The organism is Fibrobacter sp. UWB15, from assembly GCF_900177705.1.
Lineage (GTDB): Bacteria > Fibrobacterota > Fibrobacteria > Fibrobacterales > Fibrobacteraceae > Fibrobacter.
The window spans coordinates 129,648-152,686 of sequence record NZ_FXBA01000006.1 but is presented as its reverse complement, the minus strand read 5'-3'; the positions used below and the strand labels follow the sequence as shown (position 1 = coordinate 152,686).

18 protein-coding genes and 3 tRNA genes are annotated in these 23,039 nt (G+C 52.6%); 11 read left to right on the top strand and 10 right to left on the bottom strand.

Annotated elements, in window-relative coordinates:
• Positions 1 to 19: 19 nt before the first annotated feature.
• From B9Y58_RS10155 to fusA, 5 genes are all read left to right on the top strand, one after another.
• Positions 20 to 1,414, top strand: a complete 1,395-nt coding sequence (locus tag B9Y58_RS10155; RefSeq protein ID WP_073056031.1) for a DEAD/DEAH box helicase — start codon at positions 20 to 22, stop codon at positions 1,412 to 1,414.
• Between the two features lie 12 nt (positions 1,415 to 1,426).
• A complete protein-coding gene (gene map / locus B9Y58_RS10150; RefSeq protein WP_073056029.1) occupies positions 1,427 to 2,188 on the top strand; it encodes a type I methionyl aminopeptidase in 762 nt (253 codons plus the stop codon).
• A gap of 7 nt (positions 2,189 to 2,195) precedes the next feature.
• Complete coding sequence (locus B9Y58_RS10145; RefSeq protein ID WP_073056027.1) at positions 2,196 to 2,531, top strand: hypothetical protein; 336 nt, start codon at positions 2,196 to 2,198, stop codon at positions 2,529 to 2,531.
• 112 nt (positions 2,532 to 2,643) lie between these two features.
• Entirely contained in the window at positions 2,644 to 3,294 is a 651-nt protein-coding gene (locus B9Y58_RS10140) for an EcsC family protein (RefSeq protein WP_073056025.1), read from the top strand.
• Between the two features lie 108 nt (positions 3,295 to 3,402).
• Entirely contained in the window at positions 3,403 to 5,532 is a 2,130-nt protein-coding gene (fusA, locus tag B9Y58_RS10135; RefSeq protein WP_073056023.1) for an elongation factor G, read from the top strand.
• A 667-nt stretch (positions 5,533 to 6,199) separates the two neighbouring features.
• Here fusA and mazG read toward each other — a convergent pair.
• Positions 6,200 to 7,006, bottom strand: coding sequence for a nucleoside triphosphate pyrophosphohydrolase (mazG, locus tag B9Y58_RS10130; protein WP_073056021.1), 807 nt, complete (start codon positions 7,004 to 7,006; stop codon positions 6,200 to 6,202).
• Between mazG and dprA the strand changes: the two genes are divergently transcribed.
• Both dprA and B9Y58_RS10120 read left to right on the top strand, forming a co-directional pair.
• Positions 7,005 to 7,919: a DNA-processing protein DprA gene (gene dprA, locus B9Y58_RS10125; RefSeq protein WP_073056019.1), complete on the top strand. Its 915-nt coding sequence runs from the start codon at positions 7,005 to 7,007 to the stop codon at positions 7,917 to 7,919. The genes mazG and dprA overlap by 2 nt on opposite strands.
• A 1-nt stretch (position 7,920) precedes the next feature.
• A complete protein-coding gene (locus tag B9Y58_RS10120; RefSeq protein WP_158278347.1) occupies positions 7,921 to 8,205 on the top strand; it encodes an FtsB family cell division protein in 285 nt (94 codons plus the stop codon).
• Between the two features lie 2 nt (positions 8,206 to 8,207).
• On the opposite strand, the gene B9Y58_RS10115 is transcribed toward B9Y58_RS10120, so the two are convergent.
• The 9 genes from B9Y58_RS10115 to B9Y58_RS10075 form a co-directional block, all read right to left on the bottom strand.
• On the bottom strand, positions 8,208 to 11,273 hold the full coding sequence (locus B9Y58_RS10115; RefSeq protein ID WP_073056015.1) for an efflux RND transporter permease subunit: 3,066 nt from the start codon (positions 11,271 to 11,273) through the stop codon (positions 8,208 to 8,210).
• Positions 11,274 to 11,280: 7 nt separating this feature from the next.
• Complete coding sequence (locus B9Y58_RS10110) at positions 11,281 to 12,399, bottom strand: efflux RND transporter periplasmic adaptor subunit (RefSeq protein ID WP_073056013.1); 1,119 nt, start codon at positions 12,397 to 12,399, stop codon at positions 11,281 to 11,283.
• A 153-nt stretch (positions 12,400 to 12,552) separates the two neighbouring features.
• Positions 12,553 to 13,263, bottom strand: coding sequence for a hypothetical protein (locus tag B9Y58_RS10105; RefSeq protein ID WP_073056011.1), 711 nt, complete (start codon positions 13,261 to 13,263; stop codon positions 12,553 to 12,555).
• Complete coding sequence (locus tag B9Y58_RS10100) at positions 13,263 to 14,642, bottom strand: hypothetical protein (RefSeq protein WP_073056009.1); 1,380 nt, start codon at positions 14,640 to 14,642, stop codon at positions 13,263 to 13,265. The genes B9Y58_RS10105 and B9Y58_RS10100 overlap by 1 nt, the downstream gene beginning before the upstream one ends.
• A gap of 160 nt (positions 14,643 to 14,802) precedes the next feature.
• Positions 14,803 to 15,024, bottom strand: coding sequence for a 50S ribosomal protein L28 (rpmB, locus tag B9Y58_RS10095; protein WP_073056007.1), 222 nt, complete (start codon positions 15,022 to 15,024; stop codon positions 14,803 to 14,805).
• Between the two features lie 69 nt (positions 15,025 to 15,093).
• Positions 15,094 to 16,026 carry a 4-hydroxy-3-methylbut-2-enyl diphosphate reductase gene (ispH, locus tag B9Y58_RS10090; RefSeq protein WP_073056005.1) on the bottom strand — a complete coding sequence of 311 codons (933 nt, stop codon included), beginning with the start codon at positions 16,024 to 16,026 and terminating at the stop codon, positions 15,094 to 15,096.
• On the bottom strand, positions 16,023 to 17,213 hold the full coding sequence (locus B9Y58_RS10085; protein WP_073056003.1) for a glycosyltransferase N-terminal domain-containing protein: 1,191 nt from the start codon (positions 17,211 to 17,213) through the stop codon (positions 16,023 to 16,025). The genes ispH and B9Y58_RS10085 overlap by 4 nt, the downstream gene beginning before the upstream one ends.
• Positions 17,204 to 17,884 (bottom strand): methyltransferase family protein, encoded by a 681-nt coding sequence (locus B9Y58_RS10080; protein ID WP_143154675.1) that lies wholly within the window; start codon positions 17,882 to 17,884, stop codon positions 17,204 to 17,206. The genes B9Y58_RS10085 and B9Y58_RS10080 overlap by 10 nt, the downstream gene beginning before the upstream one ends.
• A gap of 10 nt (positions 17,885 to 17,894) precedes the next feature.
• Positions 17,895 to 19,439, bottom strand: coding sequence for an ABC transporter ATP-binding protein (locus B9Y58_RS10075; protein ID WP_073056002.1), 1,545 nt, complete (start codon positions 19,437 to 19,439; stop codon positions 17,895 to 17,897).
• A gap of 75 nt (positions 19,440 to 19,514) precedes the next feature.
• On the opposite strand from B9Y58_RS10075, the gene B9Y58_RS10070 reads away from it, so the two are divergent.
• The 4 genes from B9Y58_RS10070 to B9Y58_RS10055 all read left to right on the top strand — a co-directional run bounded on the left by B9Y58_RS10070 (position 19,515) and on the right by B9Y58_RS10055 (position 23,037).
• Positions 19,515 to 19,587: transfer RNA gene (locus tag B9Y58_RS10070), tRNA-Glu, on the top strand.
• A 211-nt stretch (positions 19,588 to 19,798) separates the two neighbouring features.
• Positions 19,799 to 19,871, top strand: a tRNA-Glu gene (locus tag B9Y58_RS10065).
• A gap of 204 nt (positions 19,872 to 20,075) precedes the next feature.
• Positions 20,076 to 20,160: transfer RNA gene (locus B9Y58_RS10060), tRNA-Ser, on the top strand.
• Between the two features lie 468 nt (positions 20,161 to 20,628).
• Complete coding sequence (locus B9Y58_RS10055; protein WP_073056000.1) at positions 20,629 to 23,037, top strand: DEAD/DEAH box helicase; 2,409 nt, start codon at positions 20,629 to 20,631, stop codon at positions 23,035 to 23,037.
• Positions 23,038 to 23,039: the final 2 nt, after the last annotated feature.

The window sequence follows — 23,039 nt, the reverse complement described above, 5'->3', positions numbered from 1 at the left end:
TGCTAAATTTGCACTCACTATGAGTGAAGAAGTAAAAGAAGAAAAGAAAGAAGAAAAAGTAAATCCGTTCCTGACTCCCGTTAAGATTATCGAGCCCGAGCACAAGCTCCCCGACTACACTTTTGACATGCTGCCCGAAGAACAGAAGGCTGTTCTCGCACAGCACGGCTGGACCGACTTGATGCCGGTGCAGCGCAAGACGATTCCTTACATGCTGGCCGCCCGCGATATGCTGGTGCAGTCCAAGACCGGTTCGGGAAAGACCGGCGCCTACGTGCTCCCGCTTTTGCAGGTGATTGTCCGCGACCACGTGTTTCCGCAGGCCCTTATTCTGGTGCCGACGCGTGAACTTTGCTTGCAGGTGCAAGACGAAATTGAAAAGCTCTCTGCCGGAACAGGCATTCGCTCGGTGGCTATTTTCGGCGGTGTAAGCTACGAACCGCAGCTCAAAGCTCTCAAGAACGGCGTACATATCATTGTCGCAACGCCGGGCCGTCTGATGGACCATGTGCAGCGCGGCAACGTGGACTTCCTCGACATCCGCGACTTGATTCTGGACGAAGCCGACGAAATGCTCTCGATGGGTTTCTACCCCGACATGCAGAAGATTCGCCGCTACCTGCCTAAGCAAATCGCCTGCACCATGTTCAGCGCGACGATTCCGCAGACGGTGAAGAGCCTCGCCCGCGAATTCCAGCGTCCGAGCGCCGAATTCCTTTCGCTGAGTTACGACAAGGTAATCGCCAACAACCTGGAACACCGCTGGTATCCCTGCGACGTGATGGACAAGGATTCCATGACCATCAAGGTGCTGGAATACTACAATCCCGAAAGCTGCATGATTTTCTGCAACAAGAAGAGCGATGTGAGCTACTTGGAACAGGTGCTTTCGGGCTACGGATTCAACGTAGGCGCTCTCTCTGGCGATGTCGCCCAGAACATGCGCGAAAAGACCTTGAACGCCTTCCGCGACAAGAAACTCCGCATTTTGATTTGTACCGACGTGGCAGCCCGCGGCATCGACGTGGACCACGTGACCCACGTGATTGTGTACGACCACCCCGACGACCACGAAGTTTATGTGCACCGTAGCGGACGTACCGCCCGTGCGGGCCGCAGCGGACTTTGCATTTCGCTGATTACGCCGGTCGAAGAAATCGACATGAAGCAGACCGCCGCCGACTTCGGCATTAACTTCATCAAGATGGAAGTTCCGACAAACGAAGAAATCGCGAAGAAAGTAAGCGAACGCGTGCGCGCGAAACTCGAACAGGAAAAGAACCACTTCGGTGGTCAGAAGGCTCGCGAACGTATCAGCCGCGTGATTCCGCTGGTGAAGGAACTCGCAAACGGTACCGAAGAAGACCAGATGCTGCTCGCCTACCTTGTTGACCGCTACGCGTGGAAGAAATAGGACAACATAATAATGGCTAAAATTAAGATTAAATCTGCAAAAGAAATTGAACTGATTCGCGATGCCGGCGCCCTTGCCGCCGAAACGCTGATCCGCGCGGGCGAAATGTGCAAACCCGGCGTTTCCACACTCGAAATTGACGAATTCATCGGCGACTATACCCGCAAGCACAAGGGTATCTCCGCTTGCATGGGCTACCACGGTTACCCGCGCTACGCCTGCATCAGCATCAACGAAGTCGTGTGCCACGGCATCCCGAGCGCAAATACCATCCTGAAGGACGGCGACATCGTGAACATCGACATCACGACGATTCTTTCGGGCTACCACGGTGACACAAGCGCCATGTTCTGCGTCGGCCGCGTGAGCAACCTCGCCCAGGAACTCGTGGACACCGCCAAGTTCTGCATGGAAGAAGGCATCCGCGCCGCTGGCGAACAGGGTGCTCGCTACTATGACATCGGTAATGCCATCCAGGACATCGCCGACGAACACGGCTTCAGCGTGGTCGAAGACTACTGCGGTCACGGCATCGGTCGTGGATTCCACGAAGAACCGACCCTTTACCACTTCCGCAACAACGTTCTGAAGCAGTTTATCGAAGTCGGCCACGTATTCACGATTGAGCCCATGATCAATGTGGGTCGCCCGGGCACCAAAACTCTCAGCGACGGCTGGACAGCTGTGACCCGAGATGGTTCTTTGAGCGCCCAGTGGGAACACACCGTGGCCCGCACCAAGAACGGCATCGAAATTCTCACCTTGCCGCGCTAAGGAACACATGTCACTGTTAGGCAATTTACGCAACAAGGCGGTGGAAACCTTTGTCAAGAATCACGAACTAGTCAAGCGCTTCGGCGATGTCCAGTCGGTTTCTATTGATTCGGACAACGGCACCGCCGACGTGAGCGTTCTTTTGCACGGCGAAATTTTCCCGATCAAGTTCCGCGGATACTATTACTTCGACGACACCGACAAAGGTACCGACATCGTCATCCGCAAGATTACCAGCGAACGCGAATGGATAGACCAGGCGCTTTCTTACTGGCTAGACGGCAAGACTCTGCGCTACAACCTGCCCGGACTTGCCGGCGGCCTCGCAAAAATTATATTCTAGGGTTCGTATAGCTCCGGAAGACTCGTTCGTGTCAATTCCTGCCGTCTACTTCCTACTGCCTACTAACCACTAATCACTAAATATTATATATTAGTCTCATAAGGAGTTTCTTATGAGCGATTGCACCGATGAAAAGATGGAAAAATTCAAGGAAAAGCTAAGCACGCTGTTGTTTGAGCTGATTACCGATATTCCAGAATCCCTGTACACTCCAAGTGAAAGTTCCGACGAAAAAATAAAGAAATTAATCCGCCAGGCAGCAGTCAAGGCATCCCTAGTAAGCGCCACCCTTTCGGTGCCCGCCGGCGTTACAGGCGTTTTGACCTCCATCCCCGACATTGCCGCCATCTGGCGTATTCAGGCACAACTGGTGTCCGATATCGCAGCGACTTACGGTAAATTCGCCCAGCTGAGCCGCGAAGCCATGGTCTGGTGCCTGTTCCGCCACAGTGCCGCCCAACTGGTCCGCGACATTGCCGTGCGCACCGGTAGCCGAATCGTAGTCCAAAAGGTCTCTTTTGCTGTTCTAGAAACCCTCCTCAAGAAAATCGGCGTCAAGGTTTCAACCAAATTCCTGGGCAGGGCAGCTCTCCGTGCCATTCCGGCTATTGGCGCCCTCGGAAACGGGGCCTACTCCTTCTATGACACCACCGAAGTCGGAAAAACGGCCGCGAGCTATTTCAAGGCCCTGGCAGACAATCCGGAGGATCCTCTTGCCGAAGAAGCGGACGTAATCATCGAAAATGCCGAAAATCAGGTTTAAAAGCCAATCTCAAGCCTATTCCCATAATCAAGCCCTTGAAAGGGGGCTTTTTTTTTCTATCTTTGGGCGCAACTCAAACAAACATCAACTCCATTTGTGGAATAAAATATGAAAAACATTGAAAAGCACAGAAATATTGGTATTTCTGCCCACATCGACTCCGGTAAGACCACCCTTACCGAACGTATCCTCTACTTCACAAAGCGTATCCACGCTATCCACGAAGTTCGTGGTAAAGACGGCGTCGGTGCCACGATGGACTCCATGGAACTTGAACGCGAACGCGGCATCACGATTCAGTCTGCAGCCACGTTTGCAAACTGGACCCACACCAAGAGCGGTGAACAGGACTCCATCAACATCATCGATACCCCGGGGCACGTGGACTTCACGATCGAAGTGGAACGTTCTCTCCGCGTGCTCGACGGTGCTATCCTCGTGCTCACCGGCGTGGAAGGCGTGCAGTCCCAGTCTATTACCGTTGACCGCCAGATGAAGCGCTACCATGTGCCGCGCATCGTGTTCGTGAACAAGTGCGACCGCTCCGGTGCAAACCCGCTCCGCGTGGCTGTCATGCTCAAGGAAAAGCTCAACCACAAGCCCTGCGTCATGCAGATTCCTATCGGTCTCGAAGACCAACTGAAGGGCGTGGTCGACCTCGTCGAAATGAAGGCCTACTACTTCGAAGGCGCTAACGGCGACGACATGATCGAAAAGGAAATCCCGGCCGAACTCGTTGACCAGGCTAACGAATACCGTGAAAAGCTGATCGACTGCTGCGCAGACTACAGCGACGAAATCATGGAAAAGGCTATGGAAGGCCAGTATGGTGTGGACCAGATCGATAAGGCCCTCATCAAGAAGACCATCCGCGAAGCAACCATCCGTCTCGACATCACTCCGGTGTTCATGGGTTCTGCTCACAAGAACGTTGGTGTCCAGAAGCTCCTCGACGGCGTTATCGACTACCTCCCGAACCCGACCGAAGTTGAAAACAAGGCCCTCGACCTCGACAACAACGAAGCCGAAGTCGTGCTGAAGTCCGAAGACAACGCACCGCTCGTCTGCTACGCATTCAAGCTCGTGAACGACCGCTATGGCCAGCTCACCTACATCCGCGTTTACCAGGGTACCCTCAAGAAGGGCGACATGATCACCAACATGGCCACCGGCAAGAAGGTGTCCGTGGGCCGTCTCGTGCGTATGCACGCCGACGAAATGGTGGATATCACCGAAGCCGGTGCAGGCGACATCGTTGCTCTGTTCGGTATCGACTGCGCCTCCGGTACGACCTTTACCGATGGCAAGAACCACTATAACATGACTTCTATGCACGTGCCGAATCCGGTGATCGAACTCGTGATCGAAGCCAAGAACCGCGACGACCTGGACAACATGTCCAAGGCTCTGAACCGCTTCACCAAGGAAGACCCGACGTTCCAGGTGGAAGTCGACAAGGAATCCGGCCAGACCATCATCAAGGGTATGGGCGAACTTCACCTCGACGTTTACATCGAACGTATGCGCCGCGAATACAAGTGCGACGTGACGACCGGTGCTCCGCAGGTGGCTTACCGCGAAACCATTACCCGTCCGGCCAAGTTCGACTACACCCACAAGAAGCAGACCGGTGGTTCTGGTCAGTACGCTAAGGTTGTCGGCGAAATGCGTCCGATGGCTGTCGAAGGCGACCAGGAAAAGGTCTACAACTTCGTGAACTCTGTCGTGGGTGGCCGTATTCCGAAGGAATACATCCCGTCTTGCGACAAGGGTTTCCAGAGCTGCATGGAAGCTGGTTCCTTGATCGGCTTCCCGGTCGTAGGTATCGAAATGGAAGTCCAGGATGGTGCATACCACCCGGTCGACTCCTCTGATATGGCGTTCCAGGTTGCTGCCCGTATGGCCTTCCGCGAAGCTTTCGAAAAGGCTGGTGCTCAGATCCTCGAACCGATCATGAAGGTCGAAATCCAGACTCCGACCGAATTCCAGGGTTCTGTCGTGGGTAACGTTTCCCAGCGTCGTGGTACCATCACTGGAACGAACGAAGAACTCGGCATGACCACCATCACCGCCGAAGTCCCGCTGTCCGAAATGTTCGGCTACGCTACTGACCTGCGTTCTATGACCCAGGGTAAGGCAGAATTCACCATGGAATTCTGCAAGTACCTGCCGGTTCCGAAGAACATCCAGGACGAACTCATCAAGAAGTACGGCGACAAGGCCAAGGCTAGAGCCTAACGAGACCGCTCGCGCCCAATCGTACTAAGTACGTACCCTGAGCGCTCGCTCTCACAACCACGCCCGGTTAATACCGGGCGTTTGTTGTTCACAGACGACCGAACCGGCTAAATTCAACAGAGTCCTTACTCTGGAGCCAGTTCTCTCGCAAAAGCGTGCAAAACGAGTGTCGTAGAAAAATGCTTGCATTTTTTTATGACCGAGTGAAGCCGCGGACGCCGTAGGCGTCAACCACGCCCGGTTAATACCGGGCGTTTGTTGTTCACAGACGACCGCTCGCACGCAACTTCTTAGAAGTTTAAAATCCTCGGAGTGTGAGCCACAAGCGACTCTGCGAAAGCGAGTCGTGGTGGCGAGAGGGCTGGCTCTAGAGAATGTATTTTGAAGAATTTAGCCGGTTCGGTCTGTATAAGCTCCGGGGATTTTTTTGTACAAAAAAATCCCGCAGGGAACTTGGAGAACCCTGCGGGAAAGTGGAATTAGAAGAAAACAAGCGTGCTTCCGGTCTATTCTACCCCGTGATTTGCTCCAGCATCCCTTCGCTAAACCAGAATGGACTGGAAGCACATTATTTAATATACCGCAAAAAATTTACTTGCGGAAAAAATTTCGTAAAAGTCTTATTCCAAAGTGGAATGTTCCTAATTAGAGTCAATGGATTGCCGCGCTACGCTCGCAATGACGTTTTTTTAGCCTGTTTCCACATTTGTTGCAGGCCTTCAAGGCCAACGTCCTTCATTTCTTTACCCTGGTCGCGGGCCATCTGCTCTACCACGCGGAAGCGGCGTTCGAACTTGGAGTTTGCACGTTCAAGAGCAAGGGCAGCATTGAAGCCACAGTGGCGCGCCACATTCACAAGACTGAACATGATGTCGCCGAATTCATCTTCCATGCGTTCTACGTTACGATTTTCAGGAGAGGCCGCTTGCATTTCGGCGCGGAATTCACTAAATTCTTCCACGGCCTTGTCAAAGACAGGTTCAGCCTCGGTCCAGTCAAAGCTTACTTTGGCGGCGCGGCGCTGAAGTTCCTGGGCACGGGCAAGCGTCGGCAAGCTTTTGCTTACTTTGTCCATAGCAGACTTGCCTTGCATTTTTAGATTATTCTTTTCTTGCGCCTTGATGCGTTCCCATTGGCGGACAACGCCATTCGAATCATCAACCTTAGCATCTCCAAAGACATGCGGATGGCGCCGGATCATTTTTTCGCAGATTCCCTGCACCACGTCGTCAATAGAAAAATCGCCGTTTTCTTTGGCGACTTGCGAATGGAACACCACCTGGAACAGCACATCGCCTAGTTCTTCGGCCATGTGAGCCTTGTCGTTTGCCTGGGCCGCATCGATATATTCATGGGATTCTTCGACCAAATAAGGGAGCAACGACTGGTGCGTCTGTTGCTTGTCCCAAGGGCAGCCTTCCGGGGAGCGGAGGGTCGCCATAATTTTCACCAAATCTTCAAAGGAATATTTCATGACAGACAAAGATAGAAAGTACGAAACACTTGAACCGAATCAATTCCCGCTTTCGCTTAAGGAATCTCCGTTAGCGCCACCGTTACTGTACGTTCGCGGCAAACTGCCCGCAAGCGATTGCATTGGAATTGCCATGGTAGGTACGCGGCGTCCAAGCAGTTCCGCCCGCGAGCTGTGCAGACGGCTCGTCAAATCACTGAAAGGTACGAGGGCAGTCGTCGTTTCCGGGCTTGCACAAGGTATTGATTATTATTGCCACGAAGCCGCGCTCGATTTCGGGATTCCGACGATTGCCGTGATTGCACAGGGAATCAATGTCCCGATTCCTGGAGACCGTGCAACGCTCGCCCGCCGCATTATCGATGCCGGCGGTTGCATCATGACCGAATACGAAGAAGACTTTCCCTCTTTCAAAGGGAACTTTCCTGCCCGCAACAGGATTATCAGCGGTCTCAGTCGCGCCACGGTTTTAGTACAAAGTAAAACCAAAGGCGGAGCCCTCATCACGGCCGACTACTGCCTGCAAGAAAACAAGCTATTGCTCGCCGTTCCGGGGGACTTCGATAGCGAAACCTCTGCAGGACCCAATCAATACCTAGACCAAGGGAAGGCCATGCCAGTCTTTATGCCCGAAAGCCTGCGCACTGTTGCCGGGCTCCCCAAAATCAAGACGGATTCGGATGCGCCGACCGCAGTCAGCCTCTCCCAAATCGAAGCTGCCGGTTGCAATCTTTCTCACGATGCCCTAGCCCTATTTAAGCAATTCAACGGTTTCAAGAAGACTTTTCAGGAACTGCAGAACGAATGTAACTTCAAGCCCAACAATATTTTAGCTATATTAACAGAGTTAGAACTTTCGGGTCTAGTCCATTCACCGGACAACTTCCAGTTCTACTTTAATGGAGCAACTTGACGTGAAAAAGCGTTTTTTCTGGATTATCCTGTTTACGATTGTCGCAACAATTGCGATAGTCATTTCGCAGTTGATGTTCGGGAAAAACAGTTTGAAGCAGCAGCAAAAAGTCACGCAGGACATCGCCAAATACGAAGCGCAAATCGATTCGTTGAAGTACGCTATTGATTCTTGCAATATCGAGATTGAACGACTCAAAAACGATTCCCTGTACAAGGAAAACCTGTTACGCACCCGCTTCGGCATGAGCCGCAAAGGCGAGCGCGTATTCCAGATGGTGAAATAATCTCACGCCATCTTGGAGGCGTCGGTGCTCTTCATGGCATCCATCGAAGCCTTGCCCGCAAAGAAGCTGTAAGCCGCCGGCACAATAAAGAGCGTCATGAAAGTCGCAAACGTAAGACCGCCTGCAATAGCGACACCCATCGCGATACGGCTCGGGGTGCCCGTGAGAATCAAGGGCACGGCGCCCAATACCGTGGACATGCTCGTCATGAGGATTGGGCGGAAGCGGCGTTCCGCCGCCATCCGAGCCGCCTCAAGCTTGTTACAGCCGGTATTCGCCGCAATCTGGTTTGCAAATTCCACAATCAAGATACCGTTCTTCGTCACCAGGGCAATCAAAAGAATCAGAGCAATTTCGCTAAAGATGTTGAGCGTCTGACCCGTAATGAACAGGAATGCAAGGGCACCCGCGAGTGCCAGCGGCACCGTAAAGAAGATGACGAACGGAGCGCGGAAACTTTCGAACTGCCCCGCAAGCACCAAGAACACCAGCGCAAGCGCCAACAGGAACACAATGTAAAGGCCGCTGGAGCTTTCTTCAAATTCCTTGGATGATCCGCTCAAAGCCGTACTCACGTTCGGGTAATCCTTCAGCAAGTGCTTTGCAATGCGGCGCATTTCTTCGACGCCGTCGCCAATCGTCTTACCCGGCACAAGGCCCGCCTGAATAGTCGCTGCGCTAAAGCGGTTGAATCGCGGCAGCGACGGCGATGCGGACTTTTCGCTAAACGTGATGAAATTGTCGAGGCTCACGAGTTCGCCCTTACGGTTTTTGACCGTAAGCATCGAGATGTTCTCGGGCATGCTGCGGTACTGGTAACCAACCGCACCGATAATGTCATACTGGCGGCCATCCTTATAGAATTCGCCATAGCTTTGGTCACTAATGGCCAGCTGCACCGCCTGGGCAATGTCATTCACCGACACGCCTTCTTCGTTGGCCTTGTCACGCATAATCTCGATATGCAGTTCAGGCTTAGTGAAACGGAGGTTCGTATTCACCACGCTGAACACAGGGCTCTTGCTCGCTTCTTCTTCGAACTTGGGCACAAGTGTACGCAGGATTTCGATATTCGGGGCCTGCAACACGAACTGCACCGGCAAACCACCGCGCTGTGTACTGATGCTCTGTGGTTCAAACACCATCACGCGCAAGTCCGGATATTCGTTCCCGAGCAGCTGGATTTCACGGGCGATTACACTCTGCGGGCGACGCGCCTTCTTGTTGTCGTTCAAAGTCAAGCGCATTCTCGAATTGCCCGCATTCCACGCACCCGCTTGAAATTCGGTATATTCGTTGCTATCTAACAGGGCTATCACTTCTTCGGCAAAAGCATCGGCCATGCGCTTCGTGCGCGTGAGCGTCACACCTTCGGGCATATTCAAGTTCACCATGACCGCGTTGGAGTCTTCGGTCGGAGCCATTTCACTACTCATGTTATTGAAGCAGAAATAGGCCGCCGCCAAAAGGCCCGCCACTATCGGGAACAAGAGCAAGCGCATTTTGAGGAAGCCGCCAAGCAGCACCGAATAAATGCGGTTCATTCCATCAAAGAACGGTTCGGTAACACGGAAGAACCACCCCTGTTTCTGCTTTTTCAAGAACTTGGAGCAAAGCATGGGCGAAAGCGTCAAAGCGCACAACGTAGAAAGGAACACCGTACCAATCATCACCGCCACAAATTCACGGAACAAAAGCCCCGTCGTACCACCCAACGCAAGCACCGGCACAAACACGGCCATCAACACCACAGAGGTCGCAATCACGGCAAAGAAGATTTCGTTTGTGCCCGCGACTGCCGCCTGCTTGGGCGTCATGCCACTTTCAATCTTGTGATAGATATTTTCCACAATCACAATGGCATCGTCCACCACAAGGCCAATGGCAAGCACCATGGCAAGCAAGGTCAGCACGTTAATGGAGAATCCGCAAAGGTAAAGCACAAAGAAACTACCGATTACCGACACCGGCACCACCACCATCGGAATCAGCGTCGTACGCCCTTCGCGGAGGAACGCGAAGATAATGGCAATCACCAACAGGAACGCAATAAAGATCGTCTCCACCACTTCTTTAATGGATGCGCGGATGTTGACGGACGTGTCGCGACCGTAAAGGACATCGACACCTTCTGGAATTTCGCGACGAATGTCTTCGACGCGCTTGTAGAATTCATTGGCGATTTCAACGTGGTTTGAGCCGGGCTGCGCCATCAATGCAAGCGTAATGGAATTCTTGCCGTTGCGCCTAAATCCCGTGCGGGTATCCTTCGGTTCGTAGTGAATGTCCGCTACATCCGAAATGCGAATGACCGTGCCATCTTCAGCAACCTTGATTGCGATATTTTCAAAAGCCTTCGGGTCGAGAATACGTCCCAACGTACGGATAGAAAGCGTAGTCTCGCTACCTTCGATAGAGCCGGAAGGCAGTTCCAGGTTACCCTTCTTGAGTGCCGCCGACATCTCGGCACCGGAAACACCGAGCGCCTGCAAGCGCACCGGATCAATCCAAAGGCGAACGGTCGGGCGTTTTTCGCCCCAAATGGCAATTTCAGAAACGCCATTGATGGTCTGCAGGCGTTCCTTGACAAAGTTGTTCGCGAGTTCCGAAACTTCCATCGGATCGAGCTTGTCGCTCACGAGGCTCACCATGAGAATCGGATCGTTGTCGCTATCGGACTTGTACACCGTCGGTTCATCGACATCGTCCGGCAGGCGGCGACGCACGCGGCTCACGCGGTCGCGGATTTCGTTGGCGGCCGCTTCCAGATCCATGCCCGTTTCGAATTCAATGTTGATAAACGAGAAACCATCACGGCTGGTAGAGGTCAGCGCCTTAATGCCAGATGCACTGTTGATGGAAGCTTCCAATATTTCGGTCACTTCGGCTTCGACCACGGCTGCGTTTGCGCCCGGGTAAGAGGTACGCACCTGAATGAGCGGATAGTCTACGTTGGGGTATTCACGCACGCCCAAGTTCGAGGCCCCGAAGGCGCCAAGCAAAATAATCACGAGCGCCATCACGGTCATGAGCACCGGGCGACGTACGGAAAGGTTCGCGACACTCATCGGTTACCTACTCCACTTCGTAATCGGTGTTATGACGGATTTCGCGGATACGTACAGAAGCCCCTTCGCGTAGGCTAATCAAGCCAGAGGTAATGACCGTATCGCCTTCATCGAGGCCACCCGTGACATCGACTGCGATCGGCGTGCGGAGGCCCGTTTCGACATGCTTGATTTTGGCCTTGCCTCCAGTCGCCACAAATACGTAGGCACCGTCTTTATCAAGAGTCAACGCTTCCGCCGGCACTGGAATGCTCTTTGCAAAACCGGACTGCATGGCAGCACTCACCTTGGTATAGGAACCCGCCAACAGGTCCCCCTTCGCGTTGTCTACTTCCACCAGAATCTGGCGGGTGCGGCTAGATTCCGAAAGGGCAGCGTCAAGAGCCTTGACCTTCCCGTTTACAGTAACGCCACGTTCTTCGTCGCGAAGTTCCACAGCATCACCCACCTTCAAGGTAGAAGCGTAACGCTGCGGCAACGCAAACTTGGCCTTCAGCTTTTTCACTTCGCTAATAGATACAATGGGAGTTCCCGTAGTAAGCCAGGCACCCACTGAAACATCTACAAAGCCGAGCTTACCTGCAAAGGGGGCTCGGACTTCGGTTTTTGCGATTTGCGCCTTGATGAGTTCTACGGATGCTTCGGCAGACTTAAGAGAAGCTTCGGCACTTTCCAAGTCAGCCTTGGTGGCGCCATCTTTTTCAAAGAGAGTCTTGACTCGATCAAACTTTTGCTGAGCCAGTTGCTGGTTCGATTCCGCCTGCTTGAGCTGGGCCTGGAATTCGGAATCGTCAATCTTTGCAAGGAGGGCGCCTTTTTGCACCTGGGCACCATCTTTTACGTAAAGGTTCGTCAAGCGCCCCGACATGGCCGCCGTAAGAGACACATGGTTCATGGGCTCCAATGTCGCCATGGCTGTAAACGACTTTAGTGCCACGTGGGCTTCGGCAATGTAGCCTTCCACCGCAATTACTCGAGCAGGCCTGCCTCCCGGTCCACCGGGACCGCCTTTCCCCTGCGTACCACCCTTACCTTGTTTTGCTCCAGAAGTACCTGCACCGGGAACAGAATCTCCCCCACATGCGATAAACATCAAAGCGATAAAAAGCAGCGCAAAATTTCTCATAAATCAGTTTGAAATAGAAAGTAGACGATGGTCAGTAATTAGTTCTTATTTATTAGATGATTAAGCTCCGTAATCCGATGCATAGAAGTGAAAAGAAAAAAAAGAATTTTTTTCGCAGCACTGTCTACTAATCACTGTCTACTGCCTACTATCTTAGAATTTCACATTCAATATCAGGCCACTGCCGTCTTCATAAAATTCGGGTACGAATTCCATGCGTTCGGTAAAGGCTTTAGAAGACGTCGCGCGATAAATACGGATTGTATTCAGCATTGACACCACGCGGTTCAAGAGCAACGCTCCCACAGACACCTGAAAAACGATGCGGCTCACGCGATAATGGCGCAAACGACTCTTGTATTCGTCAATATGTTCCGTAGTTTCAGGATTGTCGCTGGAGCCCCAGTCCCACTGGATGCTTTCATCGAGGTCTTCGTCAACATTCTTTCCGGCACGCAACATGGCCTGGTTGTAATCTTCATCCATATCGGGCGAGGAGTTCTGCCCAGCCACACCGCTACGGCTGCGGTAGTCACCCACCGTATTCAGCATATCCACGTTACGGCTTTTAGAGGTAAGACCTGCATGACGGACTGCATAATTGTGAGCCGAGGTAACATAACGTTCACCGATGGCATAAGAACCGATGGCCGTAAACCAGAGGGCAATATCGGTCCACACGAAAGGTCGCACGAACTGTCGTTCACCCAGGTACAGTTCACCCATGCCAGGCAGCAATGCCGACGAACCCATGGCAATCAGCCAGTTCTTGTCGGAGTTCTTGCTCACGTTTTCGTCAACAGACACAACCACCTGCGAAAAGGCAGATGCTGCAGCGAGCAACAAAACCAAAAGAAACTTCATTAAAAGCCCCAGCTAGCCTGCACGTTAAAACCAAAGCCGTCTACAAAAGACAGACCGCTATCGAAATGCAAGTGGTCGTACCAAGAAAGGTCTTCTTCGTACAAGGACTTGTTGTGAGAGTTGGCTGAAATAGCAGCGTCAACAGCAGAAATGATATGGTTCAGAATCAAACCGCCAAAGAACCATGCCTGCATATCGGCGTAGTCATTAGCCTTGCTGCGCAAGCTGCGATACTTTTTTTGATTGCTAGAGGAACCCAGCTTCTCCGTTGCGGAATTAGGATCTTCCAAATCCAGCGACGTAGCAACAGCGGCATCTTCGACATCGTCCCAGCCAAGCACATAGACATTGTCAGAAATCAACTGGTATACATCGGCTGCAGAATTGAACTTAATCTTATCCATTTCGTCACCCAAGCTCTTGGGAGAGTTCACGAAATCGTTCACATATTCCACATCGTTTTTATAGAGTTTGTCACGGTCGTAGCAACCATGGATAGTCGCCGTTCCAAAGATTCCTTCACAGAAGGATTCGCGGCTGCCCAAGTAGCGACGACGGAACTCGGACTCGTAGTTTACCGCATCGGCATTGTACAAATCACGCATGCCACGTTCGTAACGGCCAATGGAAAAGTGCTCCTTGGCGAATTTCTTGTACTTGTTCACTTGCTGATCGTACTTGTGTACAGAGAAATAATACCAACTGCCCCACAAAGCGGCTTCCAAGGCGAGGTACACGCCACCGCGGGCATAAGTAAAATTGGAACCGCCCACATACATCTGGCCGGAACCCGGAATCACGAGAGACATAAACAAGGCCTTGCGCGGACTCTTGTAGCGGCCCTTCATTTCATCGATACCGTTGACCTTGGACACCTTTACCGGGCCAAGCAATTCACGGCGGTTCATGCTGCTAGAAGACGGAACATCGGCAGAAGAAGAGGAGCCTGCCATAGCGAGAGAATCGCGGATGCGGTTTTCTTCGTTGTGCCTTTTCATTTCAGCGGCATAAGCTTCTTCAGGAGTCATTTCCCTGACGGAATCTCCAGCAAGAGTATCGACGACTGCGGAATCTGCAACCGGAGCTTCAGCGACCGCAGCAGAATCAACGGCAGCGGGAACCTCACTACTGGACGAAACAGTGACAGAGCTAGAAGAGGGAGTGGCGCTGGAGCTAGAAACAGCCTCGCTACTAGAAGACGGCGCCGCCACACTGGAACTGGACGGAACCGAGGCGCTGCTCGGCACTACTGCTGCACTGGACTGAGCCGCTTCGGCTTCGGCCTCGAATTCCGCAAAAAGATCTCGGGGCTGGGCAAAAGACTGGGCTACAAAAACACTTGCCACACAGGCGATGAATGAAAAGGCAAATTTGCGCATATAACGCTAAAATAGCAAAATATGGGCATTCTCGCACATTAAAAGACATTAGTTATTGGCTATTAATATCTAGTAGCGCTTTTATATAAACACAAAGAACCACCTAGCGAGGGATTACCCCGTTAGGCGGCGAATCTTGGCAAACCTTAGAAAATCTAGATTAGATGCCGAGTTCAGCAGCAACAGCCTGGATACCAAGCTTGTTGATCGTGCGAAGCCCTGCAGCGCTAACGCGGAGGGTCACCCAGCGGTCTTCTTCAGGAATGTAGAAACGCTTCTTCTGAAGGTTCGGCAGCTGCTTCATCAACTTCTTGCGGTTAGAGTGGGAAACCATGTTGCCCACGAGGCCGGCCTTGCCGGTAACTTCACAAATGCGGCTCATAATAAACTCCGTTGTTTTATAACGGACGCAATTTTAGAAAAAAAGCGTCCGTTCGTCAAGGTTAAATTATCAATCTTGCAATGCCTTTGGCAGGTTAAATTTGGTTGATTCGACCAATTTTACGAAATTTTCGATTTCTACGGGGGCAAATTTCTCTTTTATCCAGTCCACCACCCCCTGGACGAGCACCTCAGGAGCACTTGCACCGCTCGAAATACCCACCGATTCGATATTTTCGAACCATTCCGGCTTCAAATCGTCTACCGAGGCAATCAAATAGCTGGGAATGCCTTGTTCAAGCCCAAGTTCCATCAGACGGCTGGAATTGGAAGAATTCTTGGCACCCACCACCAAAAGCATATCCACCTTGGAGCAGAGATCGAGGACCGCCGCCTGACGATTGCCCGTCGCATAACAAAGGTCTCCCGCATCGGGACCGATAATGTTGGGGAATCGTTCCTTGAGCGCTTCGATAATTTTGCGGGTTTCAGCCACCGAAAGTGTGGTCTGCGTAATGTAGGCCAGTTCCTTGTCAGCGGGGACTTCCACCATCCGTGCGTCGGTTTCGTTCTTGATCAGCGTGATGGCTCCCGGCGGAAGCTGGCCCAGAGTGCCTTCCACTTCGGCATGGCCTGCATGCCCAATCAGAATGATATGGCGGCCGGCAGTATAATGACGCTTGGCACTGAAATGAACCTTGAGCACCAGCGGACAACTAGCATCCAGCACCTGCAGTCCGCGTTTTTCGGCGTCGGCATAAATTTCTTCGGCGACCCCGTGGGCAGAGAAAATCACTACCGAGCCCGACGGGACTTCGTCCAGTTCATCGACAAAGACAACGCCCTTGGACTTGAGAGTATCAACCACGAACTTATTATGCACGATTTCATGGCGCACGTAAATAGGGGTTCCGAATTTTTCAATAGCGCGTTCCACCACATGAATGGCTCGATCCACGCCCGCACAAAAACCGCGGGGAGTCGCAAGAATCACCTTTTTCATAAAATCCCTTTTATAAAATTCAACAACAACTTATAAGAATTCAAGACCTTTCTTCTTTCACCCATCAGGAACGACCGCACCGTGTCAACAGCGGGCGTCCGGCGGCGCAAGTAATCCGCTGGCGAATTTATCTGCGCAAGCACATGCGATTCTACAAGGCGCGCCACCACATCTTCGTGGCCCTTGGCATAAGGCCCGACGCATGTCGAAACACCCATCTGCAACGGTTCCCAAAAGTCGTGAATTCCAAGACGACGGTCAAAGGAACCTCCCACTACGGCACTCCTGCACTTCAAGAAAATTTCACGGGAGAGACCGAAACGGGAGACCAAGGAAACAGCGCCCTTTTGCACCGTAGGATAATCCACCACAGGCAGTTCAGCCCCTTGCAACAATTTGCGGAACAGGTTCATCTCCGAAAGGCGGCGAGGCATCAGCACTACCGACTCGCCCTTGGCGACGGCATCTTTCGCCATAGAGACAAAGGCCTCCGCTTCTTCTTGATGGAAAGAGACAAACACCACATCGATAGCCGGTTTTTCGGGAACGCAAACCAGGCCGCCATCGCGGGCCCAATTCAAAAGTTTCCAATCACCGCCCATAGTGCAAGGCACAAAGCCCTTGCTGGCATAAGTGAACCGGCCAAGATCTGCAGCCGTCTGCATGCAGGCATAGCCCATGCCTGAAAAATCAATGAACGGGAACGACTTGCGGTAACGACCCGAAACAAGAGCGACGTTTCGGCGGGTCGAAAGTTTAGACATGGTCGAAAGGTAACCCGGCCAGAGTTCATTTTCGGCCAGGACAAGTCCCAAGGGCTGCACCTCACTTGCAAACAAGTGTAATGCCGACGGAATATCCGCCGGAGCCATGGCCACATCGGCCACGCCTGCGCAGGAATCCTTCAGGAACGAGACCACTTCGACTTTCTGCGAAGTAATCAGAATCTTCGGACAATTCGGCAAGTCCTCTCGGAGTGCATGTGCAAGTCCAAGAAGCATACGACATTCACCGAGACTTGCCCCATGAAGCCAAAGGTACGGGCCATCGCTTGGCCACGGGCCAGACAAACGTTCTTCAATATGATATTCGCGATCGAGGCGGGGCAACTTGCTAGCGGCACGCGCCACCATCTTAATGGCAGTCCCTACAGCAAGGCGTCCTAAGTTCTTTACGTTTAAGTCCATAGCATGAACGCAATCTTACGGACAACAATCAGCAAAAGGATCATGATCATCCAGAGCCATGTAAAATGGTCTGCAAGGAACGCCTCTTTTGCAGAACGCATCGGTCCAGAGCGGTGGAATTCGCGCGGGAAAAAGGCAGGGGTCTGCTGCGCCCAGATTTTCCACTCGTCACCGAACTTTTTCTCCAAGAAGCGGTCGTCGAGTTTGCCCAGATAGGCTTCAAACGCGACAAGAACCATGATGAACGGAATGACGCGCAGACTTAAACCCAGGTGCAAGAAGATCAGCGAAATCCCAAACGCCGCGTTAGACACGTACAACGGATGCCGCAACCTAGCGTAGGCGCCCCAAGTCACCAACTCGTCGGCATCCTGGATGTCTCCACGCGTATGGTCGCCAATGACGCGGCGAGCCTTGACGCGCAAGTAAAACGCCAAGATGAACACATTGACAAAGACAAGGAACATGACAATTTCGAGGTCAGCCGGTTCAAATACCAGCATGATTAACGAAAGGATACCCAAGACCCACCCGCGGTAACGGAAAAGGAACTCGCGCTTAGGTTCTTCTTCGGGAAGCTGAGCCGTTTCAACAGACGAATCGTCGCTCTGTTTGACCGTATTTTCAACCGGATTTATCTGCTCATTCTGACTTTCAACAGGTTCGTCCATATCACCTCCGCTAAAGCTTTGCAACATTAAATATACATTCAACTTCGGAAGAAAGCACATCATGGCTCACAATAATCGTCCATTTACCTAAAGCGTGAGCTGCATCAAGGTAGGATTTCAGCAGGTTTTCGCGGTCGGCCAGCGCCACGGATGCAAAAGGTTCATCCAGAAGGATCGTGCGGGAGTCCGAGGCGAGCGCCCAAAGGAGCGACACGCGGGCACGTTCGCCGCCTGAAAGGCCTGATTTTTGAAGGAGGGGGGCGGCACCCGAAGACTGCATAAAGGACTTGAGGATCGAAGACGTTTCGGAATCGCAGCGTTTCTCGAGAAGGCGGGAAAGCATCCACCTAGGCGGAAGTTCCAGGTCTTGTGCGACAAAGAACACATCGCGGGGGGTATTCGCATCGGCAGAATTCCAGCGTTCAAGCCCCGAAAGCAGACGCAATAGCGTGGACTTGCCCACCCCATTTTTACCGCGGACAAGAACCGGTTTTTCGCGGGACCACTGGAGCGCAAGGTCCGTGAATACAGGAGTTTCGGAGCCTTCATAAGTGAATTGTCCCTTGTGAATGGACACCGCATCGGACGCAGCAATATCTTTGCCAGCGGATTTTCCGGCCAATTCAAGCTTTTCAAATTCTTCGAGGACATTGATTGCCGAAACTGCCGAGCGGAACTGCGGCATGACGCGGGCGCATTCCTTGACCGGCTTGTAGCAAAGAAGTACCGCCGAGGTAAACAGTACAAGGCCAGACGCATCCATATAGCCGCGGTTCATGAGGAGCGCACAGAAGGCCAACACCAAAACCATTGCAAGCACCGAAACCGTCTCGGTCAAAAGCGAAAGGCCGGATTTTTTGATAGCGGCGGAGAAACCTGCATCACGGAGGCCACGGACTTCTTTCAGCAAGCCATCCGAGATATCCTTGCGCTCGTCGCGGCCGCTCCACTGCCTAAAAAGCCTACGGGCAAGCGACAGGTTTCCGCGGAAATCGGAACGGGACCGCAACAAGGATTCTTCGGCGGGCCCTAGCTTGTGGAGTTTTCGCTGGAGGACCGCCACCAGCGGCACAATCACCACGAAAAGGAATGCGGTAAGCGGCCAGGAAATGTAAAAGAGCACCGGTAAAAAGACAATCAGTTGAAGAATCGCCTGAACCGCCTGAAAAAAAACGCCACCGTTATTCTGGAGCACGACGGTCGCCTCGTAAGCGGATTCGACCATGCGTTCGCCCTTGGGGGTATGGAAATTCTTAGGAGCGAGATCACGGAGCCTGTGCAAGAACCACGCCTGCACCCGTGCCGAAACTTTATAGAGCCAACCTTCGGAAACTTTTGACTTGCCGTACAGGAACAACAGGCGAAGCATGGCGAGAACCACCATTCCCCCGACCCAGGCTGCAAGCGGAATATCGGCCTTGCCCCCAACGATGTCAATAAAGGAGCGAACACCCCAAAGCACCGCCGCATCGGCAGCACTTGCCAAAAGCGCCATCGGCAAAAAGCGGATTACACCGCCTTTCAGGGATTTTTTCAGCCATTTTCGCAAATTCACGCAGAAAAATTAACTTTTTTCCAGTTGCCCCCTTGACTAAAATTAAATAGTTACCTATATTTGGCCCTACTAAACGCCCCTATCGTCTAGTGGCCCAGGACTCGGGATTTTCATTCCCGCAACAGCGGTTCGAAACCGCTTGGGGGTATAAAAGGAACCTTTCGAAAGAAAGGTTCCTTTTTTCAACCGCGACAAAGGGTATAAAAAAGGCACAACATTCAGTTGTGTCTTTTTTTCAACCCTTTCAAAGGTATAAAAAGGATTCATCGTAAGATGAGTCCTTTTTTTCAACCGCGAAAAAAAAGCGCCAGCCACCCTTGACTAACAAAAAATCTTTCCTATATTTGGTCGCACAAATCGCCCCTATCGTCTAGTGGCCCAGGACTCGGGATTTTCATTCCCGCAACAGCGGTTCGAAACCGCTTGGGGGTATAAAAAGAGCTCAGCGAACAGCTGGGCTCTTTTTTTCAACCGTATTTACAGGGTATAAAGAAAAAGGATCTGCTAAAAGCAGGTCCTTTTTTATACCCTCGAGCAAACCGCGACAAAGGGAATAAATAGAGCTCAGCAAACAAGCTGAGCTCTTTTTATGTTTGTAGACAAAACAAATTTTATTTGCTACATTGTGCAAACCTCGGAGAGATGCCAGAGTGGTCGATTGGGCCGGTCTCGAAATCCGGAGTCTGTCACAGGACCGAGGGTTCGAATCCCTCTCTCTCCTTGAAACGAAAAGGGTCCCCTTTGGGGGCCCTTTTTGTTTTAATGCTGAATGGGATGAGAACCCTCGGAGAGGGTTCGATTAACTGCGCGAGAGCGTAGCGAAAACTTTGTCCAAGCCCTCACTCGTTTTTTCACTCAACTCCGAAGACAACTCCTCAAAAAAGAAATAAAAGCCTACAGAAGAACAATAAAAGCGTCGGCCAAGGAAAGGGAGGGTGCAGGGAGGGAACCGTGCGGCCTTCGCAACTCCGAGCTGGGTTCCCTCCCGCATATTTTCTTAAGACTTTTTTACCCTTTAAAAAAAAGGCTTCTATTTCTACATTTGGCCGCAAATCCAACAAAATGGATCCAAAAAACTTCAGGTTTATAAGCGCGAGTGCGCTTCGGGGCTTTTCAAGGTTCAAGGCAGAACCAATCGATAGTGCGGCATGGGTCGCAGATGAAGTTTACGGGTCCCTGAAGGTGCATTATGACGAAGAATACTGAAGAACGTATTCCTGAAGAAGCTATTGACCCCAAATCCAAGATTGCCCGCGAAGCAAATGCGTTTTTGAACGCTATCGCCGGCGGCGCCGACGAAGACGAGGCTGACGAAGCCGCGTTCCTGGAATTGAACCCGAACGGCGTGGTCGTCGACGAAGAAGGCGACGTGCTCAAGAAGGGTCGAAAGTCCGCCATTGAAGTCGGCACGAAGGTCGAAATTGAAGAAGGTGAAGTCGAACAGCCCGAAGAAGATGAAAGCGCCGAAGAATACGCCGAATCCAAGAAAGACTGTGCCGAATCGGTAGTAGAACAGGAGATGCCCGGTCAAGCCGGGCATGACAGCATGGCTACCGAAGAATCCGTAGACCAAGATTCCACCGACAATTCTGACGAAGAACCGGGCGACGAAGCCCTCGTGACTTTCGAAGACCTCGGACTTGCAGACGAAGTTCTTGAAGCCATCAAGGCCTTGAACTACGAGACGCCCTCCCCCATTCAGGCGAAGGCGATTCCCGCCCTGTTGCAGGGAGCAAACTTGCTCGGCACGGCTCAGACCGGTACCGGCAAGACCGCCGCATTCTCGCTTCCGCTGCTTTCGAGACTTGACTTTAACGGTCACGAAACCTCGATGCTCGTGCTCACGCCGACCCGCGAACTTGCGATCCAGGTAGCCGAAGCGATTCAGCAGTACGCCGCCAAGATGCCGAAGGTGCATGTGGTTCCGGTTTACGGCGGACAGGACATCGCCGTGCAGTTGCGAGCCCTCAAGCGCCAAGCGAACATCGTCGTCGCCACCCCGGGCCGCCTCATCGACCACATCAAGCGCGGCTCTATCGTGCTTTCGGGTGTGAAGGCCATCGTACTTGACGAAGCCGATGAAATGCTCGATATGGGATTCATGGAAGATGTCGAAACCATCCTCAAGGAAATCCCGGCAAGCGCCCAGCGCGCCCTCTTTAGCGCCACCATGCCTAAAGAAGTCAAGAAGATTATCGAACAGCACCTGGGCGAATACGAAGAAGCCTGCATCGAAGGCAAGACGACGACGGTGGAAAACATCCGCCAGCGCTACCTGCTCGTAAAGAACGAGCACAAAATTGAAGCGCTCGCCCGCGTACTCGAAGGCGAAGACTTTGACGGTGTGCTGATTTTCGTACGCACCAAGCAGAACACGACCGAAGTCGCCGAAAAACTCGAAAGCCGCGGTTTCAATGTGGCTCCCTTGAACGGCGACCTCGCCCAGTCCATGCGCGAACGCACCATCAACCGACTCAAGATGGGTAAGCTCGACATCGTCGTCGCCACCGACGTGGCCGCCCGCGGAATCGACGTGGACCGCATCACGCACGTGGTGAACTACGACATTCCCTACGACACCGAATCTTACGTGCACCGCATCGGCCGTACGGGCCGCGCAGGCCGTAGCGGCAACGCCATCCTCTTTATCACCCCGCGTGAAAAGAAGATGCTGAAAATTATCGAAAAGGCAACTCGCCAGCCGATCGAAACCATGGAATTGCCGACGGCAGAAATCATCAGCGCAAAGCGCGTCGCCGCCTTCAAGGACAAAATCAAGAGTGTGATTACCACCGGCGAACTCGACAAGTTCAAGGAACTTGTCCAATCGATGGTAGACGAAAGTCAAAACGCAGAGTGTCATCCTGAGCGAAGCGATAGCGAAGTCGAAGGATCTAGCGAAGTATTAACCGCCATCGACATCGCCGCCGCCGTCATCAAGATTTGGCAGAAAAAGCAGCCGCTCTTCCCGGAACTCAAGCCGCTTGACGTTCCGCGCGAAAGAGGCGAACGCCGCGACCGCAGCAACGACAACTTTGGCCTCGACCGCGAAGAAAAGAGCAGGCTCCGCAAGGAACGCAACGAAGGCGCAAACGGCGTCGAAGAAGGCTACTTACGCTACTACCTAGGAGTCGGCCGCCGCGACCACGTGACGCCGCGAGACATCGTAGGCGCTATCGCTGGCGAAGGCAACATCAGCAGTTCCAACATCGGACGCATCAAGCTGTTCGACAAGTTCAGCACTGTAGAACTCCCCGAAACCATGCCGCAAGAAGTCCTCGACATTCTCGCCGACATGACAATTCGCGGAAACGAATCCAGATTCCGCCTGATGACCGACGAACCGCCCACCGGCCCCGCTCCCGGAACTCGCCCGCGCGCAAGCCGCGAAGACCGCCGCAGTTTCCATCGCGATGGAGACCGTCGCAGCAAAAAGTTCGGTGACGACAAGCCTTTCGAAAACCGCAAGGCCCGCCGCGAAAAAATGTTCGGCGACAAGAAGTTCGGCAAAAAGGAAGACCGCTTCCACAAAGACCACGACGAACGCAGCTTTGGCGACAAGCCCTTCCGCAAAACTCGCCGTTTCGGAAGAGTGTAATC

What these genes read in the sequence shown, in the direction of transcription:
- B9Y58_RS10155 (WP_073056031.1), top strand. Translation starts at nt 20, where the DNA reads ATGAGTGAAGAAGTAAAAGAAGAAAAGAAAGAAGAAAAAGTAAATCCG.
- map (WP_073056029.1), top strand. Translation starts at nt 1,427, where the DNA reads ATGGCTAAAATTAAGATTAAATCTGCAAAAGAAATTGAACTGATTCGC.
- B9Y58_RS10145 (WP_073056027.1), top strand. Translation starts at nt 2,196, where the DNA reads ATGTCACTGTTAGGCAATTTACGCAACAAGGCGGTGGAAACCTTTGTC.
- B9Y58_RS10140 (WP_073056025.1), top strand. Translation starts at nt 2,644, where the DNA reads ATGAGCGATTGCACCGATGAAAAGATGGAAAAATTCAAGGAAAAGCTA.
- fusA (WP_073056023.1), top strand. Translation starts at nt 3,403, where the DNA reads ATGAAAAACATTGAAAAGCACAGAAATATTGGTATTTCTGCCCACATC.
- dprA (WP_073056019.1), top strand. Translation starts at nt 7,005, where the DNA reads ATGACAGACAAAGATAGAAAGTACGAAACACTTGAACCGAATCAATTC.
- mazG (WP_073056021.1), bottom strand. Translation starts at nt 7,006, where the DNA reads ATGAAATATTCCTTTGAAGATTTGGTGAAAATTATGGCGACCCTCCGC.
- B9Y58_RS10115 (WP_073056015.1), bottom strand. Translation starts at nt 11,273, where the DNA reads ATGAGTGTCGCGAACCTTTCCGTACGTCGCCCGGTGCTCATGACCGTG.
- B9Y58_RS10110 (WP_073056013.1), bottom strand. Translation starts at nt 12,399, where the DNA reads ATGAGAAATTTTGCGCTGCTTTTTATCGCTTTGATGTTTATCGCATGT.
- B9Y58_RS10105 (WP_073056011.1), bottom strand. Translation starts at nt 13,263, where the DNA reads ATGAAGTTTCTTTTGGTTTTGTTGCTCGCTGCAGCATCTGCCTTTTCG.
- B9Y58_RS10100 (WP_073056009.1), bottom strand. Translation starts at nt 14,642, where the DNA reads ATGCGCAAATTTGCCTTTTCATTCATCGCCTGTGTGGCAAGTGTTTTT.
- rpmB (WP_073056007.1), bottom strand. Translation starts at nt 15,024, where the DNA reads ATGAGCCGCATTTGTGAAGTTACCGGCAAGGCCGGCCTCGTGGGCAAC.
- ispH (WP_073056005.1), bottom strand. Translation starts at nt 16,026, where the DNA reads ATGAAAAAGGTGATTCTTGCGACTCCCCGCGGTTTTTGTGCGGGCGTG.
- B9Y58_RS10085 (WP_073056003.1), bottom strand. Translation starts at nt 17,213, where the DNA reads ATGGACTTAAACGTAAAGAACTTAGGACGCCTTGCTGTAGGGACTGCC.
- B9Y58_RS10080 (WP_143154675.1), bottom strand. Translation starts at nt 17,884, where the DNA reads ATGGACGAACCTGTTGAAAGTCAGAATGAGCAGATAAATCCGGTTGAA.
- B9Y58_RS10055 (WP_073056000.1), top strand. Translation starts at nt 20,629, where the DNA reads ATGACGAAGAATACTGAAGAACGTATTCCTGAAGAAGCTATTGACCCC.